The sequence below is a fragment of the Haemophilus sp. oral taxon 851 str. F0397 genome (assembly GCF_000242295.1).
Lineage (GTDB): Bacteria > Pseudomonadota > Gammaproteobacteria > Enterobacterales > Pasteurellaceae > Haemophilus.
This window is the reverse complement of the sequence record NZ_JH591072.1, coordinates 88185-103219: the sequence shown is the minus strand read 5'-3', so window position 1 is coordinate 103219 and position 15035 is coordinate 88185. Positions and strand designations below refer to the sequence as shown.

The 15035-nt window shown below is 38.0% G+C and carries 15 protein-coding genes; 5 read left to right on the top strand and 10 right to left on the bottom strand.

The window, feature by feature from the left end:
- Window positions 1-6 precede the first annotated feature (6 nt).
- Window positions 7-645 carry a YtjB family periplasmic protein gene (locus tag HMPREF9096_RS05805; protein WP_009500173.1) on the bottom strand — a complete coding sequence of 213 codons (639 nt, stop codon included), beginning with the start codon at window positions 643-645 and terminating at the stop codon, window positions 7-9.
- A gap of 56 nt (window positions 646-701) precedes the next feature.
- Here HMPREF9096_RS05805 and serB point away from each other — a divergent pair, with 56 nt between their 5' ends.
- From serB to HMPREF9096_RS05825, 4 genes are all read left to right on the top strand, one after another.
- The gene (gene serB, locus HMPREF9096_RS05810; RefSeq protein WP_009500172.1) at window positions 702-1646 is read left to right on the top strand and encodes a phosphoserine phosphatase; all 945 of its coding nucleotides are present in this window, start codon (window positions 702-704) and stop codon (window positions 1644-1646) included.
- A gap of 17 nt (window positions 1647-1663) precedes the next feature.
- Window positions 1664-2155, top strand: coding sequence for a YajQ family cyclic di-GMP-binding protein (locus HMPREF9096_RS05815; protein ID WP_005629625.1), 492 nt, complete (start codon window positions 1664-1666; stop codon window positions 2153-2155).
- 295 nt (window positions 2156-2450) lie between these two features.
- Window positions 2451-3398: a magnesium/cobalt transporter CorA gene (corA, locus tag HMPREF9096_RS05820; protein ID WP_005629627.1), complete on the top strand. Its 948-nt coding sequence runs from the start codon at window positions 2451-2453 to the stop codon at window positions 3396-3398.
- The gene (locus HMPREF9096_RS05825; RefSeq protein WP_032803324.1) at window positions 3398-3943 is read left to right on the top strand and encodes a YggT family protein; all 546 of its coding nucleotides are present in this window, start codon (window positions 3398-3400) and stop codon (window positions 3941-3943) included. Before corA ends, HMPREF9096_RS05825 begins: the two co-directional genes overlap by 1 nt.
- An 84-nt stretch (window positions 3944-4027) precedes the next feature.
- On the opposite strand, the gene nrfD is transcribed toward HMPREF9096_RS05825, so the two are convergent.
- The 5 genes from nrfD to HMPREF9096_RS09495 all read right to left on the bottom strand — a co-directional run bounded on the left by nrfD (window position 4028) and on the right by HMPREF9096_RS09495 (window position 8271).
- Window positions 4028-4993, bottom strand: coding sequence for a cytochrome c nitrite reductase subunit NrfD (nrfD, locus tag HMPREF9096_RS05830; protein ID WP_009500169.1), 966 nt, complete (start codon window positions 4991-4993; stop codon window positions 4028-4030).
- Window positions 4990-5667, bottom strand: coding sequence for a cytochrome c nitrite reductase Fe-S protein (gene nrfC, locus HMPREF9096_RS05835; RefSeq protein WP_032803322.1), 678 nt, complete (start codon window positions 5665-5667; stop codon window positions 4990-4992). The genes nrfD and nrfC overlap by 4 nt, the downstream gene beginning before the upstream one ends.
- Window positions 5664-6314 carry a cytochrome c nitrite reductase pentaheme subunit gene (gene nrfB / locus HMPREF9096_RS05840; RefSeq protein ID WP_032803320.1) on the bottom strand — a complete coding sequence of 217 codons (651 nt, stop codon included), beginning with the start codon at window positions 6312-6314 and terminating at the stop codon, window positions 5664-5666. The genes nrfC and nrfB overlap by 4 nt, the downstream gene beginning before the upstream one ends.
- Window positions 6315-6390: 76 nt before the next feature.
- Complete coding sequence (nrfA, locus tag HMPREF9096_RS05845; RefSeq protein WP_009500165.1) at window positions 6391-7917, bottom strand: ammonia-forming nitrite reductase cytochrome c552 subunit; 1527 nt, start codon at window positions 7915-7917, stop codon at window positions 6391-6393.
- Window positions 7918-8172: 255 nt separating this feature from the next.
- A complete protein-coding gene (locus tag HMPREF9096_RS09495; protein WP_156791780.1) occupies window positions 8173-8271 on the bottom strand; it encodes a DUF3418 domain-containing protein in 99 nt (32 codons plus the stop codon).
- Between the two features lie 47 nt (window positions 8272-8318).
- Between HMPREF9096_RS09495 and HMPREF9096_RS09490 the strand changes: the two genes are divergently transcribed.
- Entirely contained in the window at window positions 8319-8462 is a 144-nt protein-coding gene (locus HMPREF9096_RS09490) for a helix-turn-helix transcriptional regulator (protein ID WP_083817182.1), read from the top strand.
- 183 nt (window positions 8463-8645) lie between these two features.
- On the opposite strand, the gene HMPREF9096_RS05850 is transcribed toward HMPREF9096_RS09490, so the two are convergent.
- The 4 genes from HMPREF9096_RS05850 to HMPREF9096_RS05865 are packed head-to-tail and all read right to left on the bottom strand — an operon-like array spanning window position 8646 to window position 14861.
- Complete coding sequence (locus HMPREF9096_RS05850) at window positions 8646-10115, bottom strand: HEPN domain-containing protein (RefSeq protein WP_009500163.1); 1470 nt, start codon at window positions 10113-10115, stop codon at window positions 8646-8648.
- A 7-nt stretch (window positions 10116-10122) separates the two neighbouring features.
- On the bottom strand, window positions 10123-14037 hold the full coding sequence (hrpA, locus tag HMPREF9096_RS05855) for an ATP-dependent RNA helicase HrpA (RefSeq protein ID WP_009500162.1): 3915 nt from the start codon (window positions 14035-14037) through the stop codon (window positions 10123-10125).
- Window positions 14034-14408: a DUF423 domain-containing protein gene (locus HMPREF9096_RS05860; protein ID WP_009500160.1), complete on the bottom strand. Its 375-nt coding sequence runs from the start codon at window positions 14406-14408 to the stop codon at window positions 14034-14036. The genes hrpA and HMPREF9096_RS05860 overlap by 4 nt, the downstream gene beginning before the upstream one ends.
- Window positions 14409-14861 carry a DUF441 domain-containing protein gene (locus HMPREF9096_RS05865; RefSeq protein WP_009500159.1) on the bottom strand — a complete coding sequence of 151 codons (453 nt, stop codon included), beginning with the start codon at window positions 14859-14861 and terminating at the stop codon, window positions 14409-14411.
- Window positions 14862-15035: the final 174 nt, after the last annotated feature.

The following is a 15035-nucleotide window of genomic DNA, read 5'->3' as shown; positions in this document are numbered from 1 at the left end:
CAATAATCAAATTCTACGGCGACGCTGGTGAAAACGCGAGCTACTCGATTTTACTTTCAAATTTACCGCACTTTTTTTCTCTTTGGGTTTGCGGTAAGCCCGTCGATAGTGACTTAAAAAATAATGAATAGAGCTTGCCATCAGCGCGCCAAGTAAAAAGACAATAATGAGTTCACCATATAATTGGTGAAAAATTTGATTAATTTTTGATTGGTTAGATTGCGTATATTGAGCATCAATGGTGACGCGTAAGAATCCTTTAATGCCGCTTTGGGCGTAAAGTGGCTCTACAATTTGTTGGTTATTTTCATCGGGTGAATTGCGCATTTCTCGACTTTGAGCCAGTAATTTTCCTTCGCCATCATATAAGCTCGCATCTAAAATAAAGTCTTCTTTGACTATTTGATCAAGATTGTCCGTTAGTTGCTCTGTTTTAGCATTGTTTGTGAGTAAAACTGAAAATAAATTGGCTTGTTGACGAACCAAAATATGTGAGAGGTTCGCCACTTGGTTTACGCTAGCAAATTGTGAACTTAGCTTAAATTGTTTTACACCAAATAATATAACGCCAAATGCAGCTAGGCTTAGCACAATAATCGTTGCAAGCATGGTTGATTTGATTAGTTTTTCTTTAATTATTTGCACTTTTTCAACTCACATCGGTTAAAATCTTTTCAGTCGCCACAATTTACAGGATTTTTATGCAAATTCAACGTTTCGAAAGCATTACACAAAAATACCCACAATTACCTACCGCACTTTTAGTTAACGAGGAGCCTATACAGAATGGGGAACCTTTTATCTTATACGGCATAAAGTTGGACATGACTAAGCTGGAAAAATTTCAACAAAAGTGCGGTCAAAATTTTCAGATTTTTGATGTTTGGATGGTAGAGCAAAATATTGTCGTCTTATTGAAAGGTCAATGGTTTGTTGATTTCATTAAATTTGCTCATGACGTTGAAGTGGATATTGCTAAATTAGATTTCAGCCCTAAATTGTCTCAAGCTGGATTGTTGGTGATGGATATGGATTCTACCGCTATTCAAATTGAGTGTATTGATGAAATTGCGAAATTAGCGGGAGTCGGTGAACTTGTTTCTGCGATTACTGAAAGTGCAATGCGAGGTGAATTAGATTTCGAGCAAAGTTTGCGTCGTCGAGTTGCTACCTTAAAAGGTGCGCCAGAAAGCATTTTGCAGCAAGTTAGAGAGAATTTACCGCTAATGCCTGGATTAGTTGAAACGATCCAAACTTTACAGAAATATGGTTGGAAAACCGCAATTGCTTCAGGCGGATTTACTTATTTTGCGGATTATTTGAAAGCGTTATTACAGCTTGATTTTGCTGCATCCAATCAATTTGATATTGAGGATGGAAAACTCACTGGTTTAGTCAAAGGTGATGTGGTTGATGCCCAATACAAAGCTAAAACATTACAACGTTTGTTAGAGGAATACGGTCTTGATTCACAACATTCTATTGCTATCGGAGATGGGGCAAATGATTTGGCAATGATGAATGTGGCGGGGCTAGGTGTTGCGTTCCATGCAAAACCTAAAGTGCAACAACAAGCGCAAATTGTGGTAAACTTCGCCGACTTAACCGCACTTTTATGCCTTTTAAGTGCTAATGATCGAATTTAATAAAATGGGAGAAGACTATGCCATCTTTTGATATTGTTTCTGAAATTACTTTACACGAAGTCCGTAATGCAGTGGAAAATGCAAACCGAGTGCTTAGCACGCGTTATGATTTTCGTGGTGTAGAAGCGGTAATTGAATTAAATGAAAAAAATGAAACGATTAAAATCACCACTGAATCTGATTTCCAACTTGAGCAATTAATTGAGATTTTAATTGGATCTTGTATTAAGCGTGGTATTGAGCACAGTTCTTTAGATATTCCTGCAGAAAGCGAACATCACGGTAAACTTTACAGTAAAGAAATCAAACTTAAACAGGGTATTGAAACAGAGATGGCGAAGAAAATTACTAAATTAGTAAAAGATTCTAAAATCAAAGTTCAAACTCAAATTCAAGGTGAGCAAGTACGTGTGACAGGTAAGTCACGCGATGACTTACAGGCCGTCATTCAACTTGTTAAAGGCGCTGAATTAGGCCAACCATTCCAATTTAATAATTTTAGAGACTAGTTTTCAAATAAGGGCGAAATGTTTTCATCGTTTTTTGATAAAACTTGACGAACACCGCTTTCAAGCGTAACATTCGCCCGATTTTTTAACGAGAAGGACACACACTTTGGACAGTCATAGTCGATACCGAATATCGCTTTAGACGCCCGCCTTTTTATTATCGGCGCGCGTTCGCCGGTAAATTTACCGTTGTTTCGGCATCTCTTAACGAAAACTTTGCGATTTTTCACCGCACTTTCGTTTCTTCTTTAATTTGTTCACTGTTAGCTGTTCATAATCCTATAAGGAGTATGAAATGATCAACGCGTTTGCTATCAATGATTCCCGCTTGGTTCGCATTGACGAAGACCAAACTGATCTCAATACTGCCATTTGGCTTGATTTACTTGAGCCGACAGGCGAAGAACGTGAAATGCTACAAGAAGGCTTAGGCCAGAGCTTAGCATCTTTTCTAGAATTGGAAGATATCGAAGCTTCCGCCCGTTTCTTTGAAGATGAAGATGGTTTACACCTTCACTCATTTTTTTATTGCGAAGATGAAGACAATTATGCTGATTTAGCTAGCGTTGCTTTTACTATTCGTGATGGTCGTTTATTTACGTTGCGTGATCGTGAGCTACCGGCATTCCGTTTATATCGTATGCGTTCACGTAGCCAGCGTTTATTAGAATGTAATTCTTATGAAGTTTTACTGGATTTATTTGAAACGAAAATTGAGCAATTAGCGGACGTGATTGAAAATGTTTATGCAGATTTGGAAGAGTTGAGTCGTGTTATTTTAAACGGAAAACAAGATGAAGCCTTTGATGAAGCATTAAATACGCTCACGGAACAAGAAGATACGAGCTCAAAAGTTCGTTTGTGCTTGATGGATACCCAACGAGCATTAGGTTTCTTGGTTCGCAAAACGCGCTTACCAACAAACCAGTTAGAACAAGCACGAGAAATCTTACGAGATATTGAATCTTTGCAACCGCATAATGAATCATTATTCCAAAAAGTAAACTTTTTAATGCAAGCTGCAATGGGTTACATCAATATTGAACAGAACAAAATTATGAAGTTTTTCTCAGTCGTTTCTGTGATGTTCCTTCCTGCAACATTGGTCGCGTCTACCTATGGTATGAATTTTGATTTTATGCCTGAATTACATTTTAAATATGGTTATCCAATGGCAATTGGATTAATGATCGCAGCCGCATTGACACCATATATTTATTTTAGAAGAAAAGGATGGTTATGATGGAATTATCTCAAACCGCATTATTTATCGGATCAATTATTAATCTTTACGCACTTGTATTGATCTTACGAGCTTGGTTACAGTTTGCTCGAGTGGATTATTACAACCCTGTTTCAACATTTGCAGTAAAAATGACTGATCCAGTATTAAAACCTCTGCGTAAAATTGCGCCTACAGTGAAAAATATCGATACTTCTGCTTTACTGCTAATATTTATTATCGGTATATTGAAAGGTATTATTTATTTTGGTTTATCAGTTAATTTTCTCTTAATATTGGGTGTATTAACTGTATTGAAAAGCATTGGTTTGGCAATTTTTTATGTGCTTTTTATTGGCGCTGTTTTAAGTTGGTTTAATCGTGGTAATAGCCCTGTGATTTATGCGTTTTATCAACTTTCAGAACCTCTTTTAAAACCAATCCGTCGATTTTTACCAACATTAGGCATGATTGATTTTTCCCCTATGGTCGTCGTATTTATCTTATTGTTCTTAAATAATCTAATGCTTGATATGTTAGGTGGACTTTGGATGATTGCTGGTTAAAGACCTATAGGTTATTGAATAATAATTGAAACAAGAAAAAAGGCGTATTTATTAATACGCCTTTCTTATACACATAATTCTGATTTATGCTACTGTTAATTGTCCCGCATATAAAACAAAGAAACGTAAACAGAATACCCCAATTAAGTCAAAAATTGACACCAAGATAATAAAGTTACGGTTGTATTTTAAACGGTCATTAACAAACATATTGGCGATTAATGGGATCAAGATACCAATAAAGAATACCCCAATCCAGAATACTGCACCCCAGAAACCAGATAATGCATTATGTAATGCAACTGTTTTTTGGCCACCACCAAAATGTAAGCCAACGAAGAAACACACAAGCAAACCAAGCTCTGTCACCATAATTGGTACTTCAAATTTATGGATGAAGTGCGATTCGTGAGAATCACCTTTTAATTTTCCCGCAATCAAGATAATTAAGAAGGTTGCGGCAATACCAGATGATGTACCAGAAGCTAAGAATAATGCTGGTAATACAGGGTTATTCAACATTGGATAGCTGATCAATGCAGAAAGTAAGAACCCTGTGTATGCACCAAGCACCGCAGCCAATATGAAAAGAATAACTTCAACTGGACTTGCAATACGTTCTGCAATACCGATGAGTTTCATCACAAATTGCAGTTTTGGCATAAAGCGATTAATTAATGCTTCGATTTCTTTTTTGAAAATCACCACTCCCCAAATCACTAAAAACAACATATAGATTTGGAATAGCATGACCCCCATCGACATTACGGAGTTAAATTGATAGTTAAACATCAATTTCCAGAATGTCCAAGGTCGAGCCAAGTGGAAAATTAATAGCGTTAAACCAATTAATGTTGGCACAGACCCTAAAATTACCCCAGATCGAATAATCCAGTTTTGGCTTAGATTTTCTATTTTATTGCTGCGTTTATACGCAATTGCTAACTGTACCGCACCAGATGAGATCCCCAATAAGAACAAGTAGATCGCAATGGTAGAATCCCACACTAAATTAGGCGTATGAAATGGAACTGGATAATCTAATGTCATCTTCTAGGCTCCCCATGTTGGAATGGAATGTGGTACAAGTTTGGTTGTGTACCTAACTCCACTTTAGTGCGATAAACCGGTTTTTCTTTCACTTTACGTGAAACTGCACTCATCGGATCATTCATATCCCCAAAGGTTAATGCTTTGGTTGGGCAAGCTTCCACACAAGCCGGTTGTTTACCATTAGCTAAATTTGTATCGCGGCAGAAGTTACATTTATCTGCGGTACGATGTACTGGATGAATAAAACGTACACGATATGGGCAAACTGCTATACAGTATTGGCAGCCTACGCATAAATCTTTATGTACATCTACAATGCCGGTCTCTTTATCAATAAAAGATGCACCAGTTGGACAAACTGCTACACAAGGTGCATTTGTACAATGTTGGCAAGATTGACGGAAGAACGCATATTCCTGATTTGGAAATTCACCATAAGGTTCACTGCGTAGAATCTCTAAGCGAGAAACGCCTTCTGGCACTTGGTTTACATCACGGCATGCATCCATACAGGCTGTACAGCCGATACACGAATTTTCATCGTGTACCATTGCGTAACGTTTAGGTTTATCCGCCTTGTCTTCTTTAGAAAAAGAAGGTAAAGATGTTCCCGTCATAAGGATCACTGCCCCCATGCCGGAAACAAAGTTTCGGCGTGAGCAGGCTGTCATTTTTTATCCTTTTGTTCGGTTAGTTTATCTTGTTCAGCTTTACGTTTTTGTTGTTCACCATGACAATCTACGCAAAGTTTAACGCGTTGTTTTGGTTGAATACCTTTCATTGCGTCTTCTTTAGGGTGAAGCGTATGGCAACTTGCACAAGGCAATTTCATTGCGTGTACATCATGCGCCCATAGTTTTTCACGAAGCTTGTCAGGTTGGTGACAAGCAAAACAAACTTGGTTTTGTTCTTGAACCGAATACATCGGTTTTTTATTACCGAAAATATCCCCTTCAAAACGCATAACATCTTTAGCACCACGACGGTGGTTTTCAGAAACGTTACCGTGACAGCTTACACAAGTAATTGCTTTACCGTTATTTGGATTTTTTTTATCTAAGTGTGCACCATGGAATTTACCAAAGTGGAGTTCGCCACCAGACTGATCTACAGTTTGGTTTTTATCTACTTTGTCGAATTTATGGCATTTAGCACAATATTGATTTGGATCGCGTTGGTTATCTAATTGCGGTTCATAAGTAAAATGATCCGCAGGTTTTTGTGCATCATCAGCATGAGCCAAAAATGGCACTACTACAAATGCCGCACTTAACGCTAACGCTTTTGCAGATTTGTTGATTAAAGAAGTTAAATTCATTTGGGTTACCTCAAATTTGACCTTGAAAATCACCGCACTTTCCAGTTTGCACTTAAAAGTGCGGTGGATTTTTCATTTATTTTTGTGCTGGTGGATCAACTAATAAGCCTTTTTCTTTAGCTTGTTGTTCCCATTGTGGTACCACAGTTTTTAAGAATTCTTCTTTAGCTTTGCGTTCTTTTTCGATATCAATACCCATTACTTTCCATGCTTTATCAGCTGTTGAAATATCTGGGATTTGAACTGGAGTTTTCACACCGTGTTTGGTTAAGATTGCTGCAAGTTTAGTACGAGCATCAGCCGCTTTATCTAAGCCAGAGCCTAATACACGAAGCATTACTTCAGGTGCGTGCATATGGCCACCGTGGCTCGCTGCAGCATAATCCCAACGCCATTGAGCATGACGAATATCCATTAATGCCGCTTCCATTTCTTCTTTAGTTGCACCTGCATCCCAAGCAGCTTTCGCTTCAAAGTGAGCTTTAACAACTTGCTCTTCTAAACGACCCATTACATCTTTCACTTCTTTTTTACGTGAAGTGACGATATCGCGTAATTTTTCTTTGCTTTGATCGTGACAGTTTGCACAAGTGCGGTCAAATGCATCGAATGGATTTTGAATTTGGTGATCAGTATAAACTTTACCGTCTTTACCTTGTACTTTTGGCATGTGACAGTCTACACAAGTTACACCGTTTTTACCGTGCATACCTAAAGACCAAATTTCAAAGTCAGGGTGTTGCGCTTTTAACATTGGTGCTTTAGAAAGGCTATGAGTCCAGTCAGAGAAACCAATATCATCATAATATTTTTCAATATCATCCACAGTTTGACCATTATTCCAAGGGAAAGTCACTTGTTTAATGTCGCCTGCAAAGTAGTATTCTACGTGGCAGTTTGCACAGATTTCTGCACGTTTTTCGGTACGTTCTGCCGTGTTAAAACTTAAGTTAGGTGTGGTTTTGCCTTCTGCTTTTGCTTTAGCTTGAACTGCATTATTTAAGTGATCTAATGCACGTAGCACATGCGGACGAGCAATACGTAATGCAGGTTTACCTTCTGCAAAATCTTTAGAAGTCGTATCGTGACAGTCAGCACAACCGATTGAGTTCACGATTTCTGGACCACCTTTTGCCCATTTCGCATTGAAATAATCTTTTTCACCCCATTCCGCGATTAAACGTGGAACATCAGGCCCTTTACATGTCCAACATGCCATTGGTTGTGGACCATCATTTGCCGTTTTGGGTGCACCAGTACGTAGAATGCTACGAACATCAGTGACCGCATAAAAGTGACCACGCGGTGCATTGTATTCTTTTGCAAATGCATAACCGCCCCAAAGAACGATTAGGCGTGGATTTTCTTCATCGGCATAAATAATTTTTTCGCCTTTGCCATTTGCGGTTGAACGCCAGCTGTTATATTGATTTGGATATTTTTCTGCAAACTTTTCATTTACAGATTCAATTTTCAAATCTGGTTTTACTGGTTCAACAGGTTGTTCTACTGGCTTATAAACCATATCAGCTACCGCTGAGTTAAATAAGCTTAAACTCGCGAAAGACGCTGCCACAATGAGGCTTTTTTTGAATGCGTTCACGATAATCACTCCATTTGTTGTAATAAAAGGGTTAGGTTAAATAGAAAGTTGAGAATTATTCTTAATACCACATAAAATGTGTGGATATAGATTCACTCGCGCGTAAGATATCAAAAGAAAAAAGTTTTTCCACTCGTATAACTAAAAAATGTGAGATTGATCAACATTATTTCTCAAAATACTTACAAAGAGGTATTTGGTGTTTTGAATAAATTAAGGCGGTTTATACCGCCTTAATTTTGAGTATTATTATCATTAATATTGAGTAATAATATTTGCTATTCTTTTATCCGATATTTGATATTTTGTTCCCAGCTGTTGAGCAAATAAACTGATTTTTAATTTTTCTATCACGTATTAAATTTATTCGTTAGATCATTAAATTACGCCAAGAGTAGCAAATCACCCAAAAAGGTTTAGCAGAAAAAAACGGCATCGACCAAAGTGCTATTAGCCGTATTGAGTCAGGTAACCACAACCCGTCGCTTGCCTTTTTACAACGTATTGTAGAAAGATTGGGGAAGAAGGTTTATGTGGAGTTTTGATAAGCAAAAGTACGGTGAATTTTGAACGTTTTTTTTGAGCTTGAAAAACGTTTGAAAATCTACCGCACTTTTAAAAACAGAACAATGGTTCAAGCGTCCTCGCTTGGACCGCTAAGCACAAGCATGGACGCTTGCTCTATCATGGGGGCTCATTATTATAAGGAAACGTTTAGTATCTAGAAATCATTTATAATAATTTTTCAATAAAAATTTAGTATTTCTTAATAGTTTCCCTATTTTGTTATGCGACTTTGAAAGCATGACACAAAAGTGTTTATCTGTTAAACCAATAAATTTTAAAACTTGAATTAATAATATCAGTTCTAATAATGAGCTTAATGCGATTAATTTCTTCGCCCTATCTATGTTTGTCTTTTTCATTGATGGATCATAATGAGTATAATAATTTCGATACCTAACTATATCACTAACAAACTTTCCAAATTTTTTATCCGAAAAATCAAGTTTTATTGAGTGATAATCGTATGAGTGATTATTTAATATATTCCTTGTATCATCCAGCAAGTCAGTTAATCTCGCTTTAAAACTTATTTCATTACCATACTTTAGTCTTGGTTCTAACCAGGTCAGATACTCTTTAGGACAACAAGCCCTTAGCTCATTACACATCGTCTCATAATCAACCTCTGGATATTCCTTACGATCATTTATTCGTCTATGTAACGCTTCTACGCTTTGAGCCATCCATAAAAAATTAATTTCAGAATATTTACTATTAATTATTTTATAAGTTCCATATAACTCAATACTAGGAGCAATTTTCTCAAATCTAGTCATCCAATTTGAGAAAAGTTTAACTTCCTCATTTAGTTTAATTACATCATTTAGACTAAAATTAATATCATGCCAACTTAAAGAAACCTGCTCTTTTAATAGTAAATCTCCTTGAAAAATAAAACGAGAATAACTACGTTTTTCCTTATTAAGATGTATTGCATTCATTGAATTGATACATGTTTCTTCACCCAATAAGAGTGTCATTAATGATAAAAATCTGTGTAAATAGCTCCATAACTCATCTATGCTAAATATGCCTACTTTTTTATTTATTTCTATATAAGGAGATTCTGATACTTTAGCATTTACAATCACAGGCCAACCTGTCCAACTATAAGAAAATACAACTGAAATAATTACAATATCGTCTTGATATAAAATAATATCATTCCGCATATTACAAATTATAGAAACTTTATTACTTTCTCTACATTGTTCTATGTTAAAAATATCGTTATTGATTACCCATAAATCAAGATTATCAATGCCAAAACGAATTCCATTAATTGCTATATCCTTTCCGCTTTGTAAGGCTTTTATCTCATTATCAAAAATATCATCGTTTAATTTTAATAAAGAGTAATTAAAAACTATGCTCACATCTCCATAACTAAATCCAGGCTGTGAAACAATAAAACAATCAGTAAAAATACAATTATTATTTGTATGAAGATTTCCAATCAGATTAAATTGTTCTCCTAAGTTGCAAGGCAATAACGAAGGATTAACCATAGAGAGAATAATTTTTCCTTTTCCTCCATTAAGAATCTCTAGCTGACCAAAGAAATCTGAAGATAGACCATCTTTAGTTATAAATCTAAATCTGCCAGATTCTGTAATTTCTTCTAATCTCATTGCTTATCTACCCCAATTGTGAAATCAAATTCAAAACCCGTTTATCCGACACCTGATACTTCGTGCCTAATTGCTGTGCAAATAAACTCACACGCAATTCTTCAATCATATAGCGAATTTCTGCCACTTCATCAGAAATTGGTTTAGATTTCGGCAGTTTAGCCAGTAATTGTTGGTAAGCCTGTTGTACTTGTTCCACACGCAGCATTGCAGCACGGTCTCGATTTACATCTTGAGCCAGTTTATCAATACGTTTATCAACGGCTTGCAGATAACGCTGTAAATCTGGTAGACGATCGTAACCGCTCTTTTGCACAAAACCTTGATACACCAAGCCTGAAAGTTGTGATTTGATGTCGGACAATGCGAATGCCATAGTGAAATCCATTTTGCCTTTTAAACGTTGGTTTAAGGCATGGTTAAGGGAGAGAATTTGCTCCACTTTCTGTGCAATATCTACGGTCACTTCGTTAAGGTTTTCTCGAACGAAATCTCGCAATTTTTCAAAGCCAGCTTCATCCCAAACAAAACCGCCAAAATCGGCAATCAGTTTATCCACAGCACAAGCGATACAGTCATCAATTAAATCCAACACACGACCAAACGGGGTAAAATACAGCCCTAATTTAGCCTTATTCGGCAATTTTTCATGCAAATATTTAATCGGTGACGGTACATTGAGCAACAATAAGCGACGCAAACCTTGCTGCATCGCCACCGCTTGCTCAAATTCTGTTTCAAATAGTTTAATACCTACTGCATCTTTTTCATCTACGATGGCAGGGAACGCTTTGACGCTAAAACCACGTTGTTTTTGTTCGTAACATTGTGGTAAATCTGCAAAACTCCAAATATGTAGCCCGCTTTGCTCAATGCCATCATCTGCCACAGCAGAAATGCTTTCCTGCACACGATCTTTTAAGTTGAATTTCAGCTCGTCCAAATTCATGGATTCGGCAATTTTCTTGCCGTTTTCATCCACTACGCGGAACGTCATTTTCAAATGACTTGGAATTTGTTCCCAATTCCAATGTTCCGCTTCTACAGTAACGCCCGTCATACGACGTAATTCATAAATCAGGGTATCCAATAATGGCTTTTCCAACGGCACGGCTCGACTTAAAAAAGCTTGAGCATAATTAGGTGCCGGCACGAAGTTACGGCGATAAGATTTCGGCAACGATTTAATCAGCGCAATCACCAATTCTTCACGCAAGCCTGGAATTTGCCAGTCAAAACCCGTCATTTCCACTTGATTGAGCAACGGCAACGGAATATGCACGGTCACCCCGTCCGCATCGGTACCCGGTTCAAATTGATAAGTTAATTTGAGTTTTAAATTGCCTTGATGCCAGAAATTTGGGAAGTCTAACTTGCTCACTTGCTCCGCATCATCATTAATCAAGAATGAACGTTCAAAATGAAGCAATTCAGGATCTTTTTGCTGCGCCTTTTTCCACCAGGTATCAAAATGTTTTTGGGAAACTACTTCCGTGCCAATACGCTGATCGTAAAATTCAAAAAGCGTACGATCATCCACCAAAATATCGCGGCGGCGACTTTTGTGTTCCAACTCTTCTACTTCTCGAACGAGTCGTTGATTTTCTTTGAAGAATTTATGCTTGGTATTCCAATCCCCTTCCACTAAGGCAGATTGAATAAAGATCTCGCGGCTCACCGCTGGATCAATAGCACCGTAATTCACTGGTCGAGCAGCTACAATCGGCACACCGTAAAGCGTGACTTTCTCATCAGCAATCACGGCGCCACGAGATTTCGACCAACGTGGTTCGGAATAGGATTTTTTAATTACATGCTCAGCAAGTGGCTCAATCCATTCTGGCTCGATTTCCGCTACCATGCGCCCCCAAAGTTTGGAGGTTTCCACTAACTCTACCGCCATCACCCATTTCGGTTGTTTTTTGAAAAGCACAGAATTGGGGAAAATTGCAAAATGGGCATTACGTGCGCCAAGATATTGTTGTTTCTCCGCTTCTTTTAAACCGATATGAGAAAGCAAACCGCTTAAAAGTGCGGTATGAATTTGCTGATATTCGGCTTTTTCGGAATTAATCGGCAAGCCCATTTCACGCACGGCAAGGCGAATTTGTTGATAAATATCCTGCCATTCGCGAATGCGCAGATAATTTAAAAAATCCTTTTGGCACTGACGGCGGAATTGGTTTTTCGTCAATGCTTTTTGCTGTTCTTGCACATAATTCCAGAGATTCAAGAACGCCAAGAAATCTGATTTTTTATCGGCAAAGCGACGATGTTTTTCATCGGAAGCCTGCTGTTTTTCTGTTGGACGTTCACGCGGATCTTGGATGGATAACGCCGAAACAATAATCATCACTTCATAAACGCTGCCAAAATCGACCGCACTTAGAAGCATCTTGGCAAGGCGCGGATCGACCGGGAGTTGAGCTAATTGACGGCCTACTGCCGTTAATTGACGTTTCTCGCCTGCTTTGGTGCGAACCATTTCAAACGCACCCAATTCTTCCAACAGTTTTATCCCATCTTGAATATGGCGTTTATCTGGCGCATCCACAAATGGGAACGCTTCAATATCATCCAAACCCAATGCCGTCATTTGCAAAATAACGGAGGCTAAATTGGTGCGTAAAATTTCAGGATCGGTAAACTCCGGACGAGAATTAAAATCCTCTTCCGAATATAAACGAATACAAATCCCTTCACTTACACGACCACAACGGCCTTTACGTTGATTAGCAGATGCCTGTGAGATAGGTTCAATTGGTAAACGTTGTACTTTGGTACGATAGCTATAACGGGAAATACGCGCTGTACCTGGGTCAATCACATATTTAATGCCCGGTACGGTCAATGAAGTTTCCGCGACGTTGGTCGCTAATACAATACGATTTAAACCACTTGGATGGAAAATTTTATTTTGTTCTTGCGCAGAAAGACGCGCAAAGAGCGGTAGAATTTCCGTATGTTTTAGATTTTGTTTTTGTAAAGCTTCGGCGGTATCGCGAATTTCACGCTCACCGTTCATAAAGATCAAGATATCGCCCCGACCTTCTGCTTGCAGTTCATCTACCGCATTGAGAATGCCTTGCAGCTGATCTTGGTCGTCTTCTTCTACTACAGGACGATAACGCACTTCAACAGGATAGGTTCTGCCCGAGACTTCAATAATCGGGGCATTGTTGAAATGTTTGGAAAAACGTTCCACATCAATGGTCGCGGAAGTGATGATAAGTTTTAAATCACGACGACGTGGTAAAAGCTGTTTCAGATAACCGAGAATAAAATCGTTGTTTAGACTTCTTTCGTGGGCTTCATCGATAATCAAACAAGAATATTGATTGAGAAAACGATCGTTTTGAATTTCTGCTAACAGGATCCCGTCAGTCATCAATTTGATTTGTGTATCATCACTGATTTGATCGTTAAAACGAACCTTATAACCAACTAAACTGCCAAGCTCCGTTTCCAGTTCTTCCGCAATACGCGCCGCCACCGAACGAGCAGCAATACGGCGTGGTTGAGTATGACCAATCATGCCTAAATTGCCGAAACCTAATTCCAAACACATTTTCGGCAATTGGGTGGTTTTACCTGAACCGGTTTCCCCTGCCACCACAATGACCTGATGCTCAGAAAGCAGTTTTTGAATTTCTGCTTTGCGTTGGCTAACGGGCAGGTTTTCTGGAAAAATGATGGGATTTTGCACCGCACTTTTCCGTTGTTCTACACGTAATCTTGCTTGTTCAATTTGCTGTTGGATTTCAGCAGCAACGGCTTGTTGAGCCTCTTGGCTTTTAATTTTTCCAATACCATGAATGCGGGCGGATAAGCGACGTTGATCCACCAGCATGATGTCATTTAATTGAGAAAAAAGAGATTGCTGTAAAGGTGTTAATGCGTGTTTTACCGATCTGTTTTTCATAGCGATCTATTTTTGAAACTTCCGTAAGCTAAGCTAATCCATCCGATTAAAAATAAAGTCCCGCCAATAGGCGTAATCCACACAATTACATTGCTCACTCCGAAAGCGAGTGCGTATAAACTTCCACTAAATAATAAGGTTCCAATTAACCAAGAAGACATGGATAATCGGGCGAATTTGTTGTCACATAAAGCAGATAATGCAACGACAAGTACTGTAATAGTATGGAACATTTGATATTTTAAACCCGTATCAATCCATGATAATGCTTTGGCTTCTAATATATAGCTTAAGCCATGAGCTGCAAATGCGCCTAGTGCGACACAGAAGAAACCGCTTAAAGCAGCAAGGGTGAGGTATTTGTTTTTCATTTAAATTTTTCCTAAAAGTAAAGCTAATATACCTGCAGCAATAAGTGGGCCAACGGGAATTCCACCTAAAAATGCTACACCAATAATTGTGCCGATAAGCAAGCCAGTGACTAAAATCGGTTGTTCGCCCATTAAGGGCACACCTTTGCCTGCAAGCCATGCCACAAGCACACCAACGGAAATGGAAAGTGCCATTTTCCAACTAAGAAAACCCGATAAATCAGGCAACTGAATTTTTCCTGAAACTAAGGGGCTTAAAACCCCAACGGTTAAAATAATGATACCAATTTTAACGCCATATTTTTCGAGCAAAGGAATGTGTGAAGATAAAAAAGTTTGCTGCATGATAAGCAATACGGCAGCAGAAATGGTAATTGCGTTGTTATGACTGAGTAACCCGAGAATAATTAAAATCACCAGTAACAAGGCGATCATATTGAATTGTAATGACATACTTGAAAAGTGCAGTGAAAAAATTTTAAGGGACATTCTATCATGAAAATACATGGAATGACTGTACATGCCATTTATTTAGAAAATTGTATTTAGAATCAACAAATGTTAATAATTTTCATTTGTCTTTTTTTTTTTTTTGTTTATCATGCTGGGTGTTTTTATTGAAATTCA